This window comes from Brenneria rubrifaciens (genome assembly GCF_005484945.1).
Taxonomy (GTDB): domain Bacteria; phylum Pseudomonadota; class Gammaproteobacteria; order Enterobacterales; family Enterobacteriaceae; genus Brenneria; species Brenneria rubrifaciens.
The window spans coordinates 3,561,955-3,583,985 of sequence record NZ_CP034035.1 but is presented as its reverse complement, the minus strand read 5'-3'; the positions used below and the strand labels follow the sequence as shown (position 1 = coordinate 3,583,985).

16 protein-coding genes are annotated in these 22,031 nt (G+C 53.7%); 13 read left to right on the top strand and 3 right to left on the bottom strand.

Annotation, left to right across the window (positions count from 1 at the left end):
- Positions 1-35 precede the first annotated feature (35 nt).
- On the top strand, positions 36-902 hold the full coding sequence (gene pldA / locus EH207_RS15955; RefSeq protein ID WP_137714874.1) for a phospholipase A: 867 nt from the start codon (positions 36-38) through the stop codon (positions 900-902).
- Positions 903-1,090: 188 nt separating this feature from the next.
- Positions 1,091-2,917 carry an ATP-dependent DNA helicase RecQ gene (recQ, locus tag EH207_RS15950; RefSeq protein ID WP_137714873.1) on the top strand — a complete coding sequence of 609 codons (1,827 nt, stop codon included), beginning with the start codon at positions 1,091-1,093 and terminating at the stop codon, positions 2,915-2,917.
- 76 nt (positions 2,918-2,993) lie between these two features.
- Here recQ and rhtB read toward each other — a convergent pair whose 3' ends face one another.
- On the bottom strand, positions 2,994-3,614 hold the full coding sequence (gene rhtB / locus EH207_RS15945) for a homoserine/homoserine lactone efflux protein (protein ID WP_137714872.1): 621 nt from the start codon (positions 3,612-3,614) through the stop codon (positions 2,994-2,996).
- Between the two features lie 115 nt (positions 3,615-3,729).
- Between rhtB and pldB the strand changes: the two genes are divergently transcribed.
- From pldB to EH207_RS15920, 5 genes are all read left to right on the top strand, one after another.
- Entirely contained in the window at positions 3,730-4,725 is a 996-nt protein-coding gene (gene pldB / locus EH207_RS15940) for a lysophospholipase L2 (RefSeq protein WP_137714871.1), read from the top strand.
- Between the two features lie 48 nt (positions 4,726-4,773).
- A complete protein-coding gene (gene yigL, locus EH207_RS15935; RefSeq protein ID WP_137714870.1) occupies positions 4,774-5,574 on the top strand; it encodes a sugar/pyridoxal phosphate phosphatase YigL in 801 nt (266 codons plus the stop codon).
- Between the two features lie 179 nt (positions 5,575-5,753).
- Entirely contained in the window at positions 5,754-6,191 is a 438-nt protein-coding gene (locus tag EH207_RS15930; protein WP_137714869.1) for a CesT family type III secretion system chaperone, read from the top strand.
- Positions 6,192-6,252: 61 nt separating this feature from the next.
- The gene (locus EH207_RS15925; RefSeq protein WP_217496105.1) at positions 6,253-6,912 is read left to right on the top strand and encodes an AvrPphF family type III effector; all 660 of its coding nucleotides are present in this window, start codon (positions 6,253-6,255) and stop codon (positions 6,910-6,912) included.
- Positions 6,913-7,465: 553 nt separating this feature from the next.
- Complete coding sequence (locus EH207_RS15920; RefSeq protein ID WP_137714868.1) at positions 7,466-8,161, top strand: pirin family protein; 696 nt, start codon at positions 7,466-7,468, stop codon at positions 8,159-8,161.
- A gap of 94 nt (positions 8,162-8,255) precedes the next feature.
- On the opposite strand, the gene EH207_RS15915 is transcribed toward EH207_RS15920, so the two are convergent.
- Positions 8,256-8,849 carry a YhgN family NAAT transporter gene (locus EH207_RS15915; RefSeq protein WP_137714867.1) on the bottom strand — a complete coding sequence of 198 codons (594 nt, stop codon included), beginning with the start codon at positions 8,847-8,849 and terminating at the stop codon, positions 8,256-8,258.
- A 261-nt stretch (positions 8,850-9,110) separates the two neighbouring features.
- Between EH207_RS15915 and asd the strand changes: the two genes are divergently transcribed.
- Positions 9,111-10,214: an aspartate-semialdehyde dehydrogenase gene (gene asd / locus EH207_RS15910; RefSeq protein ID WP_137714866.1), complete on the top strand. Its 1,104-nt coding sequence runs from the start codon at positions 9,111-9,113 to the stop codon at positions 10,212-10,214.
- A gap of 139 nt (positions 10,215-10,353) precedes the next feature.
- Here the strand turns inward: asd and EH207_RS15905 are convergent, their stop codons facing one another.
- Complete coding sequence (locus tag EH207_RS15905) at positions 10,354-12,072, bottom strand: sensor histidine kinase (RefSeq protein ID WP_137714865.1); 1,719 nt, start codon at positions 12,070-12,072, stop codon at positions 10,354-10,356.
- Positions 12,073-12,504: 432 nt separating this feature from the next.
- Between EH207_RS15905 and glgB the strand changes: the two genes are divergently transcribed.
- Genes glgB through glgP form a run of 5 tightly spaced genes read left to right on the top strand, consistent with a single transcriptional unit; the run spans position 12,505 to position 21,906 of the window.
- Entirely contained in the window at positions 12,505-14,691 is a 2,187-nt protein-coding gene (gene glgB, locus EH207_RS15900; RefSeq protein WP_425456715.1) for a 1,4-alpha-glucan branching enzyme, read from the top strand.
- Positions 14,692-16,662 (top strand): glycogen debranching protein GlgX, encoded by a 1,971-nt coding sequence (glgX, locus tag EH207_RS18195; RefSeq protein WP_175413697.1) that lies wholly within the window; start codon positions 14,692-14,694, stop codon positions 16,660-16,662.
- 18 nt (positions 16,663-16,680) lie between these two features.
- Complete coding sequence (glgC, locus tag EH207_RS18190) at positions 16,681-17,958, top strand: glucose-1-phosphate adenylyltransferase (protein WP_175413696.1); 1,278 nt, start codon at positions 16,681-16,683, stop codon at positions 17,956-17,958.
- A gap of 44 nt (positions 17,959-18,002) precedes the next feature.
- Positions 18,003-19,436, top strand: coding sequence for a glycogen synthase GlgA (gene glgA / locus EH207_RS15890; RefSeq protein ID WP_137714863.1), 1,434 nt, complete (start codon positions 18,003-18,005; stop codon positions 19,434-19,436).
- A gap of 22 nt (positions 19,437-19,458) precedes the next feature.
- Positions 19,459-21,906 (top strand): glycogen phosphorylase, encoded by a 2,448-nt coding sequence (gene glgP, locus EH207_RS15885; RefSeq protein ID WP_137714862.1) that lies wholly within the window; start codon positions 19,459-19,461, stop codon positions 21,904-21,906.
- Positions 21,907-22,031: the final 125 nt, after the last annotated feature.

Genomic DNA, 22,031 nt, shown 5'->3' with positions numbered 1-22,031 from the left:
AGACAGGGATCATGAACGCTTGGGAGAAAAGGTGGATGCGTAAAATTGTAGGGGGGTTGGCCGTGCTGTTGGCGACATATGCTCAGGCGGAAGAAGCAAAAATAAAGCCGGTGCATGATAAACCCGCGGTACGCGGCAGCATTATAGCCAGCTTTCTACAGGATCATGATAGCCCGTTTATTCTTTATCCTTATGAAAGCAACTATCTGCTGTACACCTATACCAGCAATATCAACAAAGCGGCGATACAGAGTTATAACTGGGCTGATGAAGCGCACAAAGATGAAATAAATTTCCAGCTTAGCCTGGGTTTTCCGCTCTGGCGCGGAATCTTCGGTGACAGCTCTTTGCTGGGCGCGTCCTATACGCAACGTTCTTGGTGGCAGTTATCCAATAAAAGCGAGTCTTCCCCGTTTCGTGAAACCAATTATGAACCGCAGATTTTTTTGGGCTGGGCGACAGATTATACTTTTGCCGGCTGGACGCTGCGGGATGTTGAAATGGGGTTTAATCATCAGTCGAACGGACGCTCCGAGCCGACTTCGCGTAGCTGGGATCGCGTCTATGCCCGGCTGATGGCGCAAAACGGCAACTGGCAGGTGGATTTGAAACCGTGGATTCGATTATCGGACAGCCAGGATGATAACCCGGACATTACCAAGTATATGGGGCACTATCGCCTGCGCGTCGGCTATATCTGGGGCGACAGCGTGTTCAGCGCGGAAGGGCGCTATAACTGGAACAGCGGCTATGGCGGCGGCGAACTGGGCTGGAGCTATCCATTGACGAAACATGTGCGTTTTTATACCAAAGTGTTTAGCGGCTATGGCGAATCGCTCATTGATTACAACCATCGCCAGACACGTTTCGGCGTCGGGGTCACGCTGAACGATATGTTCTAGTCACGACCGATTTCAGGCGTTGTTGTCCGCTCGCATTTTTTTTGCGCAGACTGACAACGCGGGAGAAATATTTCGGGGATGTGGGCAAGAATGGCGATAATCATGGCGCATGACGATTTAAAACATTGCAGTTTTACCGGACGGCGCTGAAAATAGCGCCTGTTTGATTTCATCGGATTGGGGAACGCGTGTCTACGGCGGAAGTATTGAATAAGGAAACGTTTGCTGTTCGGGTTTTACGGGAGACGTTTGGCTACCAGCAGTTCCGGCCGGGTCAGCAAGAGATCATCAACGCGACGATCGGCGGGCAGGACTGCCTGGTCGTGATGCCGACGGGCGGCGGGAAATCACTCTGTTATCAGATCCCCGCGCTGGTGATGGATGGCTTGACGCTGGTCGTGTCGCCCCTTATTTCGCTGATGAAAGATCAGGTCGATCAGTTACAGGCTTATGGCGTACCGGCCGCCTGCCTGAACTCCACCCAGACACGCGAGCAACAGTTTGAGGTGATGGCGGGCTGTCGCACCGGGCAGATCAAGCTGCTGTATATCGCGCCGGAGCGTCTGACGACGGACGGTTTTCTCGACCAGCTCATTCACTGGCAGCCGGCATTGATTGCGGTGGACGAAGCGCACTGCATTTCCCAGTGGGGTCATGATTTTCGGCCGGAATACCGGGCGCTGGGACAGGTTAAACAGCATTTCCCCACACTGCCGATCATTGCGCTAACCGCCACCGCCGATGAAACCACGCGGCGCGATATTATTCGACTGCTGGATCTTCAGTCGCCTCTCATTCAAATCAGCAGTTTTGACCGACCCAATATTCGTTACACGCTGGTGGAGAAATTCAAACCGCTCGACCAACTGTGGATGTTTGTTCAGGGGCAGCGCGGCAAAAGCGGCATTATTTATTGTAACAGCCGGGCGAAGGTGGAAGACATCAGCGCTCGTCTGCAAAGCCGCGGGCTAAGCGTGGCGGCCTATCACGCCGGGCTGGAAAATGCGCGCCGTGCGCAGGTGCAGGAAGCCTTCCAGCGTGACGATCTTCAGGTCGTGGTGGCGACGGTCGCTTTCGGTATGGGGATCAACAAGCCAAACGTACGGTTTGTGGTGCATTTTGATATCCCGCGCAATATCGAATCCTATTATCAGGAAACCGGACGCGCCGGGCGTGACGGCCTGGCCGCAGAAGCGGCGCTGTTTTACGATCCGGCGGATATGGCGTGGCTGCGGCGTTGTCTGGAAGAAAAGCCCGCCGGACAACAGTTGGACATTGAGCGTCATAAGCTGAACGCTATGGGCGCGTTTGCCGAGGCACAAACCTGTCGTCGTCTGGTGTTGCTGAACTATTTCGGGGAGGGCCGCCAGCAGACTTGCGGTAACTGTGATATCTGCCTCGACCCGCCTCAGCGTTATGATGGTCTGGTTGACGCGCAGAAAGCGCTTTCCTGCGTGTATCGGGTGGGGCAACGCTTTGGGATGAGCTACATCGTTGAAGTGCTGCGCGGGGCGAATAACCAACGTATCCGCGAGTACGGCCACGATAAACTGCCGGTTTATGGCATCGGGCGGGAAAAGTCGCAGGAACACTGGGTCAGCGTGTTGCGCCAACTGGTTCACCTCGGTTTACTGAGCCAGAATATCGCCCAGCATTCCGCGTTACAGCTTACCGAATCGGCGCGGTCGGTGCTGCGTGGCGAAGTGCCTTTGCAACTGGCCGTACCGCGGGTGATAAACCTGAAACCGCGCGTCAGTCAGAAATCCTACGGCGGAAACTATGATCGAAAATTGTTCGCTAAGCTGCGCAAGTTGCGTAAATCCATTGCCGACGAAGCCAATGTGCCGCCCTATGTGGTGTTCAGTGACGCCACCTTGCTGGAAATGGCTGAGCTGATGCCGATCAACGCGGGTGAACTGCTAAACATCAATGGCGTAGGCCATCGTAAACTTGAGCGTTTTGGTTCGCCTTTCATGAGCATGATCCGAGATCACGTTGATAATGATGACGAGTGATGGAGTTTTAACCCTGAGTATCCCTATCAAACTCAGGATGACCGGTTGAAAAAGATAAACCCGGCGGATAAATGCGTCAGGCTTTTTTGGCGCAGGCAAGCAGCGCGCCGACCAGAACAAACAGTGAACCGAATATCCGGTTGAGCGTTTTCATCTGCCGTGGCCCTTTCAGCCAGCCAGCAATCCGCGTGGCCAGCGTGGCATAGCCAATCATGACCACCACGTCGACGACAACCGTGGTGACGCCCAAAACCAGATACTGGGTGACCTGTGGTTGATGTGGAATGATGAATTGCGGAAACAGCGCGGCCAGAAACACAATACTTTTCGGATTGGTCAGGTTCACCATAATCGCGCGTTTAAAGAGCCTGCGGCGCGGTATGACGCTGGCTATCGCCTGGAGATCCAGCGCGCCGGCGGCACGCCATTGCTGGACCCCTAACCAGATGAGGTAGGCCGCCCCTAACCATTTGAGAATATCAAACGCCACCACGGATTGTGAAAGCAACGTACCTAGCCCGATACCGACCAGCACAATATGTATCGACAGCCCGACCTGTAATCCGCCAATCGAGGCGACCGTGCCGCGATAGCCGTGACTGATGCCTGTACTCATGGTGTTGATAGCCCCTGAACCGGGAGAAAGACTGAGAATGAGCGTTGTCAGTAAATAGGTTAACCACCAGTCAATGGTCATCAGCAAATACTCCCTGCGTTTTTTTACTGGAAATTTTTTATGCAACAATACGCTGATATTCCTATTTCAAAAAGTCTTCCCGATAGTTTTACTGACCTGGCGCCGGAGATGTGTGATGATTCCGTATCACAATAGCCTGTTAACGCGAGAAGCGCAGTTTTCTGCCTTCGTTACCGGAGATCTACTGAATTTTTGGCGTCAGCGAGAAGAAGGGGAGTTTATCGGCGTCGATAATGTGCCGATCCGCTTTGTTCGTTTCTCTGCGCCACAGCATAAGCATGTCGTGGCGGTATTTCCGGGGCGTATCGAAAGCTACGTAAAATACAGCGAAGTGGCTTACGATCTTTTTCACAGCGGCTATGACGTGCTGATGATGGATCATCGCGGGCAAGGCCGTTCCGGTCGGTTGCTGGAAGATGGGCACCGCGGGCACGTATTACGCTTTAGTGATTACGTGGATGACCTTGCTCTGCTGTGGCGACAGCAAATAGCGCCATGCGCTTATACCCGTCGATTCGCGCTGGCACACTCGATGGGCGGGACGATACTGTCGCATTTTCTGGCGCGACAGCCGGCAGCGTTTGATGCCGTCGCGCTTTGTGCGCCGATGTGCGGCATTCATTTGCCGATCCCTCATTGGCTGGCGTGGCGAGTGCTTGACTGGTCGGAACATCATCCTTCAGTACGTGACTATTACGCGATTGGCACCGGGCAATGGCGGCCCTTGCCCTATCTGGTCAATATATTGACGCACAGCCGTGAGCGCTATCAGCGCAGCGTCCGATTTTATGCGGATTACCCGGAATTGCGCGTTGGCGGCCCGACTTATCATTGGGTGCGTGAAGCCATGACCGCGGGTAGACAGCTATTGGCGCGGGCTGCGGATATCACGACGCCGATATTGCTATTACAGGCGCAGGAAGATCGGGTGGTGGATAACCGCAGTCAGGACGTTTTCAGTCAGGCGCTGGCGCAGGCCGGCCACCCCTGCTCTGGCGGCGCGCCCCAGGTTATCGAAGGGGCGCGCCATGAAATTCTGTTTGAGAAAGATAATATGCGCGCTCGGGCATTTGAGCTGATTCTGGCTCACTTTGCCGACTTCATTAATTAAATTTTGCGGCGAATGCCGCCGCCACACCAGAGGTTAGATCTCACCGCTATGTACCATGTCGTTGCTTCCGATTTAGATGGCACACTGCTGTCACCCGACCATACCTTATCACCGTACGCAAAAGAGACGCTCAGGTTGCTGACAGAAAAAGGTATTCATTTTGTGTTCGCAACCGGACGGCATCATAGGGATGTCGCGCAAATTCGTGATGGTCTGGGTATCAGTGCGTTTATGATCACGTCTAACGGCGCACGGGTACATAACACGCAAGGGGAACTGATTTTCAGTCATAATCTGGATCAGGACATTGCTCGCGACCTGTATTACGTGATGCACAATAACCCGGACATGCTGACGCACGTTTACCGCAACGACGACTGGTACATGAACCGCCATCGACCGGAAGAAGAACGCTTTTTCCAGGAGTCGGTTTTCAAATATAAACTGTTTGAACCGGGCCTGTTGGAGACGGATGGCATCAGTAAAGTGTTCTTTACCTGCGATTCACATGAGCAGTTGTTATCATTGGAAGAGGCGATTAATGCGCGTTGGGGCGATCGCGTCAATGTGAGTTTTTCCACGCTGACCTGTCTGGAAGTGATGGCGGGGGGGGTATCTAAAGGGCATGCGTTGGAGCAGGTGGCAAAAATTATCGGCTTTTCACTGAAAGAGTGCATCGCCTTCGGCGATGGCATGAATGATTATGAAATGCTGTCGATGGCGGGTAAAGGCTGTGTCATGGGAAATGCGCATCAGCGCCTGAAAAATCTGTTGCCGGACTGCGAATTGATTGGCACCAATGCGGAAAGTGCCGTGCCTAACTATTTGCGGGATCTGTTCCTGAGATAATTGCGCGTTGTCATCCCCGGCGGGGCGGGGATGACAAGTCTGGAAAACGCCGAACGTCGTGAGTTAATGCGGTTTTATGATTTAGGCGGGGAACCGGTAGCTATTTTCTTTCACTCAACGGGTATTCGTGTTTTCTCAGGAAGTTTGAGTTCCTGAACTCATGGTGAAAGGGGAAAGAGATGTCCGCAGGCCGAATGTTTAATGTCCTGATTGCCCAGTTATTGGATCAATATAAGATAGATAACGATTATAGCCATTCTGATGAAGATAATATTTACGCATTTGAGCTGGGTAATGGAATCAAAATAAATATTCTTTCGGATAAAAATAATTATCTTCATATGGTGGGCTTTCTGGATCTGGATATCCAACGATTGGATAATACAAAACTTGCTGAATTGCTGGATATTAATAGATTCAGCTTACAGCACCCGATATATGTTGTTGGCCTGCATCGTGAAAAAAAGCAACTTTCCCTTCATACCCGTCAGCCATTATCTGGGCTGGATTCTTCCGATGTTTTTTCGCTTTTTGAAATTTTAGTTGATAAGGCGACGGTGTTGCAACGTTGGTTGAATAATAACGTCGGCCTGAATTGGGAGAATAATTACACCTGATATTTATTTTATTAAATATTATACCCTAAGTGATTCGGGTGACTCAGTGCAGCCAATGCACATGCAACTTGAATTACGACCGGAGAAGTTAATAAAACATTCATTAGCGAGAGAATATATTATGGGAAATTTTTGTATTACAAGGAGCGCAGGTCCCGGTTCTCCAGGTTCTCCTGGAGCGGCTGAGCACGCTTCCAGTTCAACAAATGTTCATACCAGAGGCGGGCAAACCATAAACTCTGTGTATGATTTACCTTATGAAGAGAGAGAGGAATTTCTCAACGCGTACGATCCCGTACGTTCAATGGGTCTGAATGAGAATACATTGCTCTACCGTTCAACAGAAAGACGTTTTATTTCTAACAATCAACTGAAAGGTAACCCGAATTCCATCGCCAGTATATCCAACCATGAGAGAGTGCGGCCTAATCCCTACCTGGGACTGATCAGAGGTGCGACGCCTCACTTCCCGGTAGAAATGCGGGCAAGTGATCTTGGAACACCCTCCTTAAATGTGATGGTGGGCCCGCAAGCCAGAGGTACTGTCTCGCTGTATGCCAGCGGCAGGCAGAACGTTACGGTTGAAATGAGCCTGGGCGATTTTATGCGAGAGGGGGGAAGGGTTTACAATGATTCCTCTTCCGCGATGAGTTCGGAATATGCTACCGCGCTGATCGTCACGCTGCCGAGAGGCAGTTCAGTTCCGGTGAGAATCGTCTAGTCATTATGCTGGTGTATGACGACTGGCATAGAGGCATCGTCAATACGCTTTCTCCCTCTAGGAAAAATGCTGACAAGATAGCATTTGCGAAGATTGCGCATTACGTGGGTTGCATTGCTTGTTGCTGACGCCTCGATATGGGCCGGGTGTGGGATCAGGGATGACATGAGCCTGGTCTGGCAGTCAGCGAAAAAACACTTTACAGACGCGAATGATAATGATTATTATTGTCATGCGTTCCAGGAAAACCTGTCGCTCTGTTTTGTGCTATTTCATGCAGAGATGACGTTTGTATAGACGGTGTCTCTCTGCGCGATGTGCACGTAACAACTTCCGGTTTTGCTGTGAAGGCACGACATTGCTCACATTGCTTCCAGTATTTATTTAGCCAGCTCGGGTGCTGGCTTTTTTTTGCCCGCGGTTTGTTCTCCTCTGCGGTCATCTTTTGTCGCTATCCTGTTCTGATTTTTTGAACCGCGCATTAAATTTTTTACGCTATCTTATTCTGTGCCGCCCGTTAGACTTTACTTAACAAAATGCGGGAGTCACTGACATGATCTCTTTACGTAAAGCGCAAGATCGCGGGCATGCAAACCACGGTTGGCTGGATAGCTGGCACACCTTTTCATTTGCCGATTATTACGATCGTCAATTTATGGGATTTTCGGCGCTGCGCGTCATTAATGAAGACCGTATTGAAGGCGGGCAGGGTTTCGGCACGCATCCGCACAAAGATATGGAAATTCTGACGTACGTTCTCTCCGGTACAGTGGAACATCAGGATAGCATGGGTAATAAAGCGCAGGTTCAGGCGGGCGAGTTCCAGATCATGAGCGCGGGCACCGGTATCCGTCACTCGGAGTACAATGCCAGCCGCGATGAACTACTGCATCTGTATCAGATCTGGATTATCCCTGAAAAAAACGGGTTGCCGCCGCGCTACGATCAGAAACGCTTTGACGTGTCTCAGGGGCGTCAACGGGTGCTGTCGCCGGATGCCGGTGATGGATCGCTGAAAATCTTTCAGGATATGACATTATGGCGTTGGGCCTTGCAATCCCAGGAGCAATCCATCTATCAGGTCCAGGCGGAACGTCGCGTCTGGATTCAGGTGGTGCGCGGCAGCGTGGAAATCAATGGCCGCAAGGCGGAAACCAGTGACGCGTTCGCGATTTTGGACGAAGAAACGTTTATGGTTCATGCCGGCAAAGAGAGCGAGATCTTGCTGTTTGATTTGCCGCCGGTATAAGCGCGCCCCGGTTTATCATCGTTGACATTCAGGCGGGCATTCTTGCCCGCCGCCTTCAGGCCGCCACGATATGGCGCTGAAAATCGCTCCCGGTTCACAGTTTCATATATGCGCGTACTCCGTCCAGAAACATCTGGGTTGAGAGCATCACCAGAATCAACCCCATCAATTTCTCCAGTGCGCTGACGCCTTTCTCTCCCAGCAGACGTAAAAACAGATCCGACATCAACAGGATAATGAAAGTGATGCCCCAGGCGATGCCGAGCGCGAGGGTCATGTGCGACAACTGATTCGGGTATTGGTGAGACAATAGCATCAGCGCCGCGAGGATCGACGGGCCAGCGACTAGGGGGATCGCCAATGGCACCAGAAAGGGCTCTTCACCCGCGGGTAGACCGCTACTGTTTCCCTCCTTTGAGGGGAATATCATGCGAATGGCGATCAGGAACAACACAATACCGCCAGAGATGGACACCGTTTCCGTGCGCAGGTTGAGAAACGCCAAAATCCGCTCGCCGGCAAAAAGAAAAATCAGCATCAGCCCCAGTGCAATGAGCATCTCGCGGATCAGCACCACGCGTCGGCGTTTGGGATCTAAATGCTTCAATACCGACATGAAGATAGGCAGATTGCCGAGGGGGTCCATTATTAGCAGCAACAGAACCGTTGCCGAGATCATTTCTGTCATTGTGGTTTTTTTGCTCCTCAAATCCTATTTCCTGAAATCGCACGGTGACTTTGCCATCCCGCATCAAGGATGACAACATTAGAATGACTGCTAAAAAACGTGGGGCTATCGAATAAATTCACTTGCGACTTTATGTACATTTTGTATGGTGGAAATACTTGACGCTAAATGTGTTTACTACAATACACCCGTCTTCTTTCAAGTCGCATCGGTGTTAATCGCCAGAATAAATTTTGTTACCCCCAAGGCAGGACAGTTACCATGAAAAATGTTGGTTTTATTGGCTGGCGCGGTATGGTCGGTTCGGTTCTCATGCAGCGCATGATGGAAGAACGCGATTTTGATGCAATCCGCCCGGCGTTCTTTTCCACTTCCCAGCACGGCGAACCCGCACCGGCGCCGGGGGGTCAGCAAGGCGTGTTGCAGGACGCTTACAATCTGGAGGCGTTGCGGGCGCTGGATATTATCATTACCTGCCAGGGTGGTGATTATACCAATGAGGTCTATCCGAAGCTGCGTGAAAGTGGCTGGCAGGGCTACTGGATTGATGCGGCGTCCTCACTGCGTATGCAGGATGAGGCCATGATTATTCTTGATCCGGTTAACCGCGCGGTGATTAAGCAGGGGCTGGATAAAGGCATCAAGACGTTCGTCGGCGGTAACTGCACCGTCAGCCTGATGCTGATGTCGCTGGGCGGACTGTTTGCCAACGATCTGGTTGACTGGGTATCGGTGGCGACCTACCAGGCCGCGTCCGGCGGCGGGGCGCGCCATATGCGTGAACTGTTGACGCAGATGGGGATTCTGCATGGCGAAGTCGCCGGCGAACTGCAAGATCCGGCGTCAGCCATTCTGGACATTGAACGCAAAGTGACGGCCTTGACGCGCAGCGGCGCGTTGCCAACCGATAACTTCGGCGTACCGTTGGCGGGCAGCCTGATTCCCTGGATAGATAAGCAATTGGATAACGGTCAAAGCCGCGAAGAATGGAAAGGTCAGGCGGAAACCAACAAAATTCTCGGCACCAGCCAGGCGATCCCGGTTGATGGCCTGTGCGTGCGCGTGGGCGCGCTGCGCTGCCACAGCCAGGCGTTTACCATCAAACTGAAAAAAGACGTGGCGCTGCCGGAAATCGAGCAAATGCTGGCAACCCATAACGACTGGGTGAAAGTGGTGCCGAACGATCGTGAGATCACGATGCGTGAACTGACGCCAGCCGCCGTGACCGGTACGTTGTCGACGCCGGTTGGCCGCCTGCGCAAGCTGAACATGGGGCCGGAATATCTGTCCGCCTTCACGGTGGGCGATCAACTGCTGTGGGGAGCGGCTGAACCGCTGCGCCGTATGTTGCGCATTCTGTTGTAACTGCCTTTAATCAGGCGCAATCCGGCTTACGGGTTGCGCCACGGACAATCAACGAATTCCCTTACTCCGCGCGCATTCCACCACCCGAAAGCAAGTCTGCGGCACAGCCCCGCTGAATCAACGTGTGCGCTATCGGCGGTTAGGCGGCCTTACCCATATCTTTCAGCGAGTTGCGCGGTGAAATCAGCGGTACGTGTACCTCGACACGGGTAAATTTGTCGGCTTCGCAAACCACCGTGATGCCATAGCGGTTGCCGTAGCGGGCTTTGATGCGCCGATCCACCAGATTCATACCGAGCCCGTCACCGCCATCGGGAGGCTGATACATGCCCGCGTTGTCTTCCACCGTGAGTTCCAGCGTATTGGCGAGCAGGCGTCCGCTGATATGAATATAACCACTCTCAATCATCTGGGAAATGCCGTGCTTGATGGCGTTCTCGACGATAGGTTGCAGGGAGAACGCGGGTAAACGGGCTTCCAGCAATTCATCTGGCAGGGATATCTCCACCGTCAGATGGTCGGCGAAGCGCGCTTTCTCGATCTCCAGATAAGCGTTGACGTGCTCCATCTCGTCGTTAAGCGACACTTCATCATTACTGCGTTTGAGGTTTTTGCGAAAAAAAGTCGATAGGGACAGCACCAACTTGCGCGCGTGGTCGGGATTACGGCGAATCACCGCCGATAAGGTGTTCAATGCGTTAAACAAAAAATGCGGGTTGACTTGCGCGTGAAGCAACTTGATTTCCGACTGCACCAGCAACTGTTTTTGCTGCTCGAACCGTCCGGCCAGGATCTGTGCGGAAAGCAGATGGGCGATCCCTTCTCCCAGTGTGCGATTCATACTTGAAAAGAGCTTGTTCTTGGGTTCATACAGTTTGACGGTGCCGATGACACGCTGTTCTTCGCCGCGCAGCGGGATAACCAACGTTGAACCCAGTTTGCAACCGGAGGAAATGGAACAGGTGTAAGACACCTCGTTGCCATCGGCGTAGACCACCTGATTGTTATCAATGGCCCGATGGGTATGCAATGAGGTGATCGGCGAGCCGACGATGTGGTGATCGTCGCCCAGCCCGATGAATGCCAGCAGTTTGTCGCGGTCGGTGATGGCGACGGCCCCTACCCCCAGCTCTTCATACAAAATACGCGCCACGCGCATGCTGTTTTGCTGGTTGAAGCCCTGACGTAAAGCGCCTTCGGCGCGCGCGGCGATTTTCAATGCTTTGGCGGAAAAAGCCGAGGTGTACTTCTCGAAGATCGCCCGCCTGTCGAGCAGAATACGCATAAACATGGCGGAACCGATGGTATTGGTGATCATCATTGGCAAGGCGATGTCTCTCACCAGTTCCACCGCGTTGTTAAACGGACGGGCAACCAGCAGGATAATCACCATTTGCAGGATCTCCGCCACCAGCGCGGCCAGCCCCACCACCAACGGCTGGAACAGCAGATCGATGCGATTCCGCTGCGTCAGATAACGGTGTAGCAGGCCGCCGATCAGCCCTTCGGCAATGGTCGACAGCATACAGGCCAGTGCGGTCATGCCGCCCATGGAATAGCGGTGAAGTCCACCGGTCAATCCTACCAGAAAGCCGACTGAGGGGCCGCCCAGCATGCCGCCCAGCACGGCGCCCGTCGCGCGCGTATTGGCAATGGAGTCGTCAATATGCAGGCCGAAATAGGTGCCCATGATGCAGAACACGGAGAAAACCAGATAGCACACCAGCTTGTGGGGCAAGCGGATCGTGACCTGCATCAGAGGGATGAAGAGCGGGGTTTTACTCAACAGGTAAGCGATGACCAGATAAACGCACATCTGTTGCAATAAAGAAAGAATCAGATCGATCTGACTGACCATAGGAAATCACTCTTAATAATATCCGCTTCACAACGGATTAGACCTTTCTTGCTTACGGTTGCCGTGTTGTTGAGGTTACAGCATGGCGCGAGAGATAAGACGTTGGCGATATCGCTTTTCCGGCAAACGCGAATTAATTATGTGCAATATATGCTAAAAGCACATTTGCATAATTTATTTGTATAAATATAAACAGAAAAATTCGGTGACGTCTCAGATATTTCATCGTTCTTTGGCTACGCTGAGTAATAAGTCGTTATCAAGTGAATTATTTTATACCGTAAATTATTTTTTTCACATGGCATCATGACGTTTCATTTATCAATTGACTGTTTTTATTGTTTTTTTAATTCCTGTCGAGGTGAAATATAACAGCATTACGATGACCTGTTTATAAAACATATTTATTTAATTCAAATGGTTAATCAGAGGATGGATGCCATGCCAGATTTTTCTGATGCAATCAACGCACTCATCGCCGGATATTATGCCGATCCTTTTTCACTGTTGGGAATGCATCAAACCGCTAAAGGTATAGAAGTCAGGGCGTTATTACCGGATGCTCAAAAGGTATGGGTCATCGACGCCGCTACCGGGCGAAAAATTGTTGAATTGGAACGGATTGATACGCGCGGATTTTTTTGTGGGGTGTTGCCGCGCAGAAAAAAAACCTTTCATTACCAGCTTGGCGTCACCTGGCAGGAAGAAACCTGGCTGATTGAAGATCCTTACCGCTTTGGCCCGTTGTTACAGGATTTGGATATCTGGCTGCTGGCTGAAGGCACGCACTTACGTCCCTATGAGCGTTTGGGCGCTCATCTGGAAACGCTGGATGGGGTGGCGGGGACGCGTTTTGCCGTTTGGGCGCCCAATGCGCAGCGGGTTTCGGTGGTGGGGGGATTCAATTTCTGGGACGGGCGTCGTCATCCCATGCGCTTAAGAAAGGAGAATGGCGTCTGGGAGCTGTTTCTCCCCGGCGTGACGCAGGGGCTGCTGTATAAATACGAGATGATTGACCGTCAAGGCAACGTCCGCCTGAAAGCCGATCCTTATGCATTCGAAGCGCAAATGCGCCCTGATACCGCTTCTCTGATTACCCCGTTGCCGGAAAACGTGCCCGTTAATGCCGTACGCCGTCAGGCGAATGGTTTACAGGCGCCGATTTCCATTTATGAAGTGCATCTGGGTTCCTGGCGGCGGCATGCGGATAACAATTTCTGGCTGAGCTATCAGGATCTGGCGGCACAACTGATTGCCTACGTTAAAGAGATGGGGTTTACCCATATCGAGCTGATGCCCATCAATGAACACCCCTTTGATGGCAGTTGGGGCTATCAGCCGCTCGGACTTTACGCGCCGACGCGCCGCTTTGGTACGCCCCTGGAATTCAGGCAGTTTGTCGACGCTTTTCACCAGGCGGGCATCAATGTGCTGCTGGATTGGGTGCCGGGACATTTTCCCGGCGACGAATATGGTCTGGCCCGGTTCGACGGTACGGCGCTGTACGAATACGCCGATCCCCGCGAAGGATACCACCAGGACTGGAACACCCTGATTTACAACTACGCACGTCATGAAGTACGTAACTATCTGGCGGGCAACGCCCTGTTCTGGATGGAGCGCTATGGCATTGACGGGTTGCGGGTGGACGCGGTGGCGTCAATGATTTACCGCGACTACAGCCGTACCGAAGGGGAGTGGGTGCCGAACCACTACGGTGGCAAAGAGAACCTCGAAGCGATTGCTTTCCTGCGTTACACCAACCAGATGCTGGGCCATGCCTACTCCGGCGCGGTGACCATTGCGGAAGAGTCGACGGACTATCCGGGGGTCACGCTGCCGCCGGACTGCGACGGTCTGGGGTTCCATTACAAATGGAATATGGGCTGGATGCACGACACGCTGTCTTACATGCAGCTCGATCCGATTCACCGCAAATATCACCACGATCGGCTGACATTCGGCTTGTTGTATGCCTACAGCGAAAATTTTGTCCTGCCGATTTCCCATGACGAAGTGGTGCACGGCAAGCGATCGCTGCTTGACCGTATGCCCGGCGACGTCTGGCAGAAGTTCGCCAATCTGCGCGCTTACTACGGTTTCATGTGGGCTTATCCCGGCAAAAAACTGCTGTTTATGGGCTGTGAGTTTGCCCAGGGGCGTGAATGGAATCACGACGCCAGTCTGGACTGGCATTTGCTGGACGAACCGGAAGGCTGGCACCGCGGCGTTCAGCTACTGGTCCGCGATCTCAACCACTGTTACCGCCAGCAGCCGCCGCTGTATCAACTGGATTTTCAGCCGCAGGGATTCGAGTGGCTGGTGGTGGACGATCGGGAAAACTCGGTGTTTGCCTTTGCGCGGCGCGACGAACAGGGCAATGAAGTGCTGGTGGTCAGCAATTTCACGCCCGTACCGCGCTACGGTTACCGCATCGGGGTTAACCAGCCCGGCCGCTGGCGCGAAATCATTAATACCGATTCCGGTTACTATCGCGGCACTAATCTGGGCAACGAAGGGCTGGTGGAGAGCGAACATATCGGCAGCCATCAACGCCCCCAGTCACTGTCGTTAACGCTTCCTCCCCTGGCCACGCTGTATCTGGTGAAGGAGGCTTAAATGACGGTATTGCAAGCGGGCAGGCCCGCCCCGTTGGGGTCAAGCTATGATGGCGAAGGGGTTAATTTCGCCTTGTTTTCGGCCGATGCCGAACGGGTCGAACTGTGCCTGTTCGATGAACGGCAACAGGAGCAACGGCTGGAATTAACGCATCGCAGCGGGGATATCTGGCATGGCTTTCTTCCCGGCGCGAAGCCCGGTCTGCGCTATGGGTTTCGGGTGTCGGGGCCGTTTGAGCCCGCCGCGGGGTTGCGGTTTAATCCGCATAAGCTGCTGCTTGATCCCTGTGCCCGCCTGCTGGATGGCTGGGTAGCCGATAACGATTGTCTGCACGGCGGACTTGATCGGCGTGATGAACGAGACAGCGCCGGCGTGATGGCGAAGTGTGTCGTCATCGCAGAGGATTACGACTGGCAGGACGACCGTTATCCGCAGACGCCGTGGAGCCAGACGGTAATTTATGAGGCCCATGTGCGCGGGCTGACGCAATTACACCCTGATATTCCCGAAGCCATGCGCGGCAGTTACGCGGCGCTGGGCCACCCCGTGATGATCGACTATCTGAAAACGCTGGGCGTGACGGCGCTGGAGTTATTGCCCGTTCAGCAACACGCGGATGAACCACGGCTACAGCAGAGGGGGTTGCGTAACTACTGGGGTTACAACGTGCTGCTGCCGTTCGCCGTGGATAACAGCCTGGCGGCCGGTGACGATGCGCTGAATGAATTTCGCGATACGGTAAAAGCCCTGCATAACGCGGGCATTGAAGTCATTCTCGATGTGGTGTTCAACCACAGCGCCGAACTGGATGCGGCAGGGCCGACGCTTTCCCTGCGCGGCATTGATAACCGTAGCTATTACTGGCTGACCGAACAGGGCGAATACCACAACTGGACCGGCTGCGGCAACGCGCTGCGCCTTAATCATCCCGCGGTGGCGGCCTGGGTAATGGCATGTCTGTGCTTCTGGCGTGAAGCCTGTCATGTCGACGGTTTTCGTTTTGATTTGGCGACCGTGCTGGGACGCACGCCCGATTTCAATGCTTCCGCGCCGCTACTGATCGCCATCAAAAATGACGGGCGTTTGCAAGGCTGCAAACTGATTGCCGAACCGTGGGACATCGGCAACGGGGGTTATCAATTGGGTCGGTTCCCTGCGCCGTTTGCCGAATGGAGCGATCGGTATCGTGACGATATGCGGCGCTTCTGGCTGCATGGCGATGTTTGCCTCGGCGATTTCGCCCGTCGTTTTGCCGCCTCCAGCGATATCTTCCGGCACCATGAACGCCTGCCTTATGCCTCTATCAACAAACTGACCGCGCACGACGGTTTTACGCTGCGCGATCTGGTCTGTTTTAACCATAAACACAATGACGCCAACGGTGAAGGCAACCGCGACGGCACCGACAGCAACTTCAGCAATAATCACGGGACGGAAGGGCTGGATGCCGATGAGGAGACACAGCGCCGGCGTCAGGCCAGCCAGCGGGCATTGCTGACGACGCTGCTGCTATCGCAGGGAACCCCCATGCTGCTGGCGGGTGATGAACAGGGGCACAGTCAGCAGGGTAACAACAATGCCTATTGTCAGGATAACGAACTGACCTGGCTGCACTGGGATAACGTCGATCAGGCTCTGCTCCGGTTTACCGCCGGGCTGATCCATCTGCGCCGTACCCTGCCGGCGTTACAGCAGGAAGGTTGGTGGCAGGAGGGCGACAACGTCGTTCAATGGCTGGATATCAACGGGCAACCCTTAACCCCGCAACAGTGGGAACAAGGTGAAAGGCAGTTACAAATTTTGCTTTCCGAGCGCTGGCTCTTGGTGATTAACGCCAGCGCGCACCAGGGACATTTCACCCTGCCGACAGGACAGTGGACGGTTTCGCCACCGTTTGATGAGAAGGATCACCGGATCAACAATGGGGTATGGCAAGGGAATGCGCAGGCGGTCTGTATCCTTACAAAATAAAATAAGAAGGAGTTAGCCATGGTGAGTAATGATAAAAACGATCCTCTGATGCTGGCAAGACAATTACCGCTCAAGTCTGTGGCGCTAATTCTGGCAGGGGGCCGGGGAACGCGTTTGAAAGAGCTGACGGCCAAACGCGCCAAGCCCGCCGTGCATTTCGGCGGTAAATTCCGCATCATTGATTTTGCCCTGTCCAACTGCCTCAACTCCGGCATCCGGCGTATTGGGGTGATTACCCAGTATCAATCACACACGCTGGTGCAACATATTCAACGCGGCTGGTCTTTCCTGAATGTGGAAATGAACGAGTTTATCGATCTGCTGCCCGCACAGCAGCGTAACGCCGCCGAAAACTGGTATCGCGGCACCGCCGATGCGGTCTGTCAGAATCTGGATATCATTCGCCGCTATCGGGCGGAGTATGTGGTGATACTGGCAGGCGATCATATCTACAAGATGGATTATTCGCGCATGCTGATCGACCATGTGGAAAAAGGGGCGGAATGTACCGTGGCCTGTCTGCCGGTGCCGCTGAAAGAGGCCTGCGCCTTTGGTGTTATGAGCGTGGATAAACAGCACCGTATCCTCGATTTCGCGGAAAAACCGCAGAACCCGATCCCGATGCCGGATAACCCGGATATGGCGCTGGCAAGCATGGGGATCTATGTTTTTAATGCGGACTACCTTTATCACATGTTGGAAGAGGATGTCTGCGTGACGGATTCCAACCATGATTTCGGTCAGGATCTGATCCCGAAAATTGTCGCGCAGCATTCAGCCTGGGCGCATCCTTTTACGCTTTCGTGTGTAACCTCGGGTGAGAGCGGTCATCCCTACTGGCGGGATGTCGGTACGCTGGAGGCGTACTGGCAGGCGAACCTGGATTTGGCGTCCGTGACGCCGGAGCTGGACATGTATGACCGTAACTGGCCGATTCGCTCGGCGATTGAATCATTACCGCCGGCCAAATTTGTGCAGGATCACTCCGGCAGCCACGGCATGACCATGAACTCGCTGGTTTCAGGCGGCAGCATTATTTCCGGTTCGGTGGTGACCCATTCGGTGCTGTTTCCTCGCGTCCGGGTAAATTCGTTTTGCAATATTGATTCAACACTGCTGTTGCCGGACGTCACCGTCGGGCGTTCCTGCCGCCTGCGCCGCTGCGTCATTGACCGCGCCTGCCAACTCCCGGAAGGCACGATCATTGGCGAAAACGCGGAAGAAGACAGCCGCCGTTTTTATCGCTCGGAAGAAGGGGTGGTGCTGGTGACAAGGACGATGCTGGAAAAACTGTAATAGGCGCCGTGATAAAACAGTCATAGTGACAAACAGGAGTAATGATGCGGGTATTACATGTTTGTTCAGAACTCTTTCCATTATTGAAAACCGGCGGGCTGGCGGATGTCGCCGGGGCGCTTCCTGCCGCGCAGCTTGCCGCCGGGACGGATGCCAGGGTGCTGTTGCCGGCGTTTCCCGATCTGAAAAAGGGTATCGCCAGTACGCAGGTCGTGCGTGAGCTGGATACTTTCGCCGGGCATGTCACGTTGCTGTTCGGCCAATTCAACGGGGTCGGTATTTATCTGATCGACGCGCCGGATTTGTATGGCCGTGCCGGAAGCCCTTATCACGATCCCGCTTTGCATGCCTATGGGGATAACTATTTACGCTTTGCGCTGCTGGGCTGGATGGCCTGTGAGCTGGCCTGTGGGCTGGATCATTACTGGCGGCCGGCTATCGTGCATGCCCATGACTGGCACGCGGGATTGGCCTGCGCCTACCTTGCCGCCCGCAATCGTCCGGCGAAATCGGTGTTTACCGTCCATAATCTCGCGTATCAGGGGTTGTTTGACGCCCGTCATATGGCGGAGCTTCAACTTCCGCCGGATTTTTTTCAGGTCTTCGGGCTGGAATTCCACGGACAGATCTCCTATCTCAAAGCGGGGCTGTATTACGCCGATCATGTCACTACCGTCAGCCCGACCTATGCCCATGAAATCACTTTGCCGGAATTCGGCTATGGCATGGAGGGGTTACTGAAATCCCGCGAAGAAGCAGGGCGGTTGTCCGGCATTCTCAACGGGGTGGACGATGCGATCTGGAATCCGGCGCATGATCATTTATTGATCAGCCACTACAATCGAGATGTATTGGTGAATAAAGCCGAGAATAAACGGCATCTGCAAACGGCAATGGGGCTGAAGATCAATGATAAGGCGCCGATATTCGCCATCGTCAGCCGGCTGACTAGCCAAAAAGGTCTGGATATTGCGCTGAGCGCCGTACCGGACCTGCTGGATCAAGGAGGACAACTGGTGGTGCTGGGGGCGGGCGATGCGGATTTGCAGCAGGGATTTCTGGCCGCCGCCGCAGAGTACCACGGCCAGGTCGGGGTACAGATCGGCTACCATGAGGCGTTTTCACACCGCATCATCGGCGGCGCGGACGTGATCATGGTGCCGAGCCGGTTTGAACCCTGCGGCCTGACGCAGCTCTACGGGCTGAAGTACGGCACGTTGCCGCTGGTGCGCCGGACGGGGGGGCTGGCCGATACGGTATCGGACTGTTCGCTGGAAAATCTGGCGGACGGGCTGGCGAGCGGGTTTGTATTTAACGATTGTAATGTGGGATCGCTTTCCAGAGCGATTCGCCGCGTGTTTGTGTTGTGGTCACGTCCTACACTGTGGCGTTATGTCCAGCGTCAGGCGATGGCAATGGACTTTAGCTGGAAGGTGGCCGCGCAGTCTTATCAGACGCTATATCAACGCTTGTGTTAGCACTCACTTGGGAATGAATATTATGAACTCTCCGTTTATCTATAGTTCACCAACGCTCAGTGTGGAAGCGCTGAAACATTCTATCGCTTACAAACTCATGTTCGCTATTGGCAAAGATCCGTCGATCGCCAATAAACATGACTGGTTGAACGCCACGCTGCTGGCGGTGCGCGATCGCATGGTGGAACGCTGGCTGCGCTCCAACCGGGCACAGCTTTCGCAGGATGTGCGTCAGGTTTACTACCTCTCGATGGAATTTTTACTGGGGCGAACGCTATCCAACGCGCTGCTGGCGATGGGGTTGTACGACGACCTGAAGGGCGCGCTGGACGACATGGGATTGGCGCTGGACGATTTGCTAGAGGAAGAGACTGACCCCGGTTTGGGTAACGGTGGTCTGGGCCGGTTGGCCGCCTGTTTCCTGGATTCGCTGGCGACGATGGCGCTGCCGGGACGCGGCTACGGCATTCGCTATGAATACGGCATGTTCAAGCAGAATATTGTTAACGGGCAGCAGGCTGAATCGCCGGATTACTGGCTGGAATACGGCAATGCGTGGGAATTTCCCCGTCACAGCACGCGTTACAAAGTGCGTTTTGGCGGACGTATCCAGCAAGAGGGCTCGAAAGCCCGCTGGCTGGAAACCGAGGAAGTCGTGGCCTGCGCTTACGATCAGATCATTCCCGGCTTTGATACGGACGCCACCAATACGCTGCGTCTGTGGGGCGCGCAGGCCAGTAATGAAATCAATCTGGGTAAATTTAATCAGGGTGATTATTTCGCGGCGGTGGAAGATAAAAACCACTCGGAGAACGTATCGCGGGTGCTGTACCCGGATGATTCAACCTATTCCGGGCGCGAGTTGCGTCTGCGTCAGGAGTATTTTCTGGTTTCCGCCACGGTGCAGGACATTCTCAGCCGTCACTGGATGATGCATAAAACCTACGATAATCTGGCGGAAAAATTTGCCATCCACCTCAATGATACCCATCCGGTGCTCGCCATTCCTGAGCTGATGCGGTTGCTGATCGACGAACATAAATTCAAATGGCAGGACGCGTGGCAGGTGGTGACCAAGGTTTTCTCCTATACCAACCATACGCTGATGCAGGAAGCCCTGGAAACCTGGCCGGTGGACATGCTGGGCAAGATTCTGCCGCGCCATCTGCAATTGATTTTCGAGATTAACGAAAACTTTTTGGAATATGTGCAGACGCAGGCGCCAGGTGATAACGACTTGCTCGCCAGAGTCTCCCTGATTGATGAAAACAACGGGCGCAAGGTGCGTATGGCTTGGCTGGCGGTGGTCGCCAGCCATAAAGTCAACGGCGTATCGGAACTGCACTCGGATTTAATGGTGCAGTCGTTGTTCGCCGATTTCGCCAAACTGTTCCCCGATCGCTTCTGCAACAAGACCAATGGCGTCACGCCGCGCCGCTGGCTGGCGCTGGCGAACCGCCCGCTGTCCAAACTGCTGGACGACACCATCGGACACAACTGGCGTACGGATTTAAGCCAACTGAGCGAACTCAGGCAGCACATTGACTTTCCGGCGTTCGTGCAGAAAATCCGTCAGGTCAAGTTGGACAATAAAGCGCGCCTGGCGGACTATATCGCGGAAAACCTGAATATCGTGGTTGACCCGCAAGCGCTGTTCGATGTGCAGATTAAGCGGATTCATGAATACAAGCGGCAACTGCTCAATGTGTTGCACATCATCACGCTGTATAACCGCATCAAGGATGACCCTGAGGAGGATCGCGTTCCCCGCGTGGTGATTTTTGCCGGGAAAGCGGCCTCTGCCTACTATATGGCGAAACACATTATCAACCTGATCAATGATGTCGCGGAGGTGATCAATGGCGATCCCGCGCTGCACGATCGTCTGAAAGTCGTCTTCATTCCGAACTACGGCGTCAGCCTGGCGCAGATCATCATCCCGGCGGCGGATCTGTCTGAACAGATCTCGCTAGCGGGTACGGAGGCGTCCGGCACCAGTAACATGAAGTTTGCGTTAAACGGCGCGCTGACCATCGGCACGCTGGACGGCGCCAACGTCGAAATGTTGGAACACATTGGCGAGGAGAACATGTTTATCTTTGGCAATACGGCGGACGAGGTGGAGGAACTGCGTAAAAACGGCTACAACCCGCGTCAATACTACCAAAACGATGACGAACTGCATCGGGTGTTGACGCAGATAGCGACGGGCGTATTCAGCCCCGACGATCCCAAACGTTATAGCGATCTGTTTGATTCGCTGGTGAACTTTGGTGATTACTATCAACTGCTGGCAGACTATCGCAGCTATATCGATACGCAGGATCGCGTGGACGAACTCTATCGCAACGAAGAAGAATGGGCGCGCTGTACGGTACATAACATCGCCAATATGGGCTATTTCTCTTCCGATCGCACCATTGATGAGTACGCCAAAGAAATCTGGAATATCAAGCCGATACGTCTGTAGCCATCGGTAAGCGAAGGGAGAAAAGCGCGGCCGGCATAAGCGTGTCCGCGCTTTTTGACGACCTTGTTGTGTCAAACGCGTCTGGCTTGTTCCGCCGCTTCGCGCATAAATGCGGGTGTTGCGCT

Coding starts and splice junctions, on each gene's coding strand:
- pldB (WP_137714871.1), top strand. CDS start 3,730: ATGATTCCGTATCACAATAGCCTGTTAACGCGAGAAGCGCAGTTTTCT.
- EH207_RS15920 (WP_137714868.1), top strand. CDS start 7,466: ATGATCTCTTTACGTAAAGCGCAAGATCGCGGGCATGCAAACCACGGT.
- EH207_RS15905 (WP_137714865.1), bottom strand. CDS start 12,072: ATGGTCAGTCAGATCGATCTGATTCTTTCTTTATTGCAACAGATGTGC.
- rhtB (WP_137714872.1), bottom strand. CDS start 3,614: ATGACCATTGACTGGTGGTTAACCTATTTACTGACAACGCTCATTCTC.
- glgB (WP_425456715.1), top strand. CDS start 12,505: ATGGATGCCATGCCAGATTTTTCTGATGCAATCAACGCACTCATCGCC.
- yigL (WP_137714870.1), top strand. CDS start 4,774: ATGTACCATGTCGTTGCTTCCGATTTAGATGGCACACTGCTGTCACCC.
- glgA (WP_137714863.1), top strand. CDS start 18,003: ATGCGGGTATTACATGTTTGTTCAGAACTCTTTCCATTATTGAAAACC.
- EH207_RS15915 (WP_137714867.1), bottom strand. CDS start 8,849: ATGACAGAAATGATCTCGGCAACGGTTCTGTTGCTGCTAATAATGGAC.
- glgC (WP_175413696.1), top strand. CDS start 16,681: ATGGTGAGTAATGATAAAAACGATCCTCTGATGCTGGCAAGACAATTA.
- glgX (WP_175413697.1), top strand. CDS start 14,692: ATGACGGTATTGCAAGCGGGCAGGCCCGCCCCGTTGGGGTCAAGCTAT.
- EH207_RS15930 (WP_137714869.1), top strand. CDS start 5,754: ATGTCCGCAGGCCGAATGTTTAATGTCCTGATTGCCCAGTTATTGGAT.
- pldA (WP_137714874.1), top strand. CDS start 36: ATGCGTAAAATTGTAGGGGGGTTGGCCGTGCTGTTGGCGACATATGCT.
- asd (WP_137714866.1), top strand. CDS start 9,111: ATGAAAAATGTTGGTTTTATTGGCTGGCGCGGTATGGTCGGTTCGGTT.
- glgP (WP_137714862.1), top strand. CDS start 19,459: ATGAACTCTCCGTTTATCTATAGTTCACCAACGCTCAGTGTGGAAGCG.
- EH207_RS15925 (WP_217496105.1), top strand. CDS start 6,253: ATGCAACTTGAATTACGACCGGAGAAGTTAATAAAACATTCATTAGCG.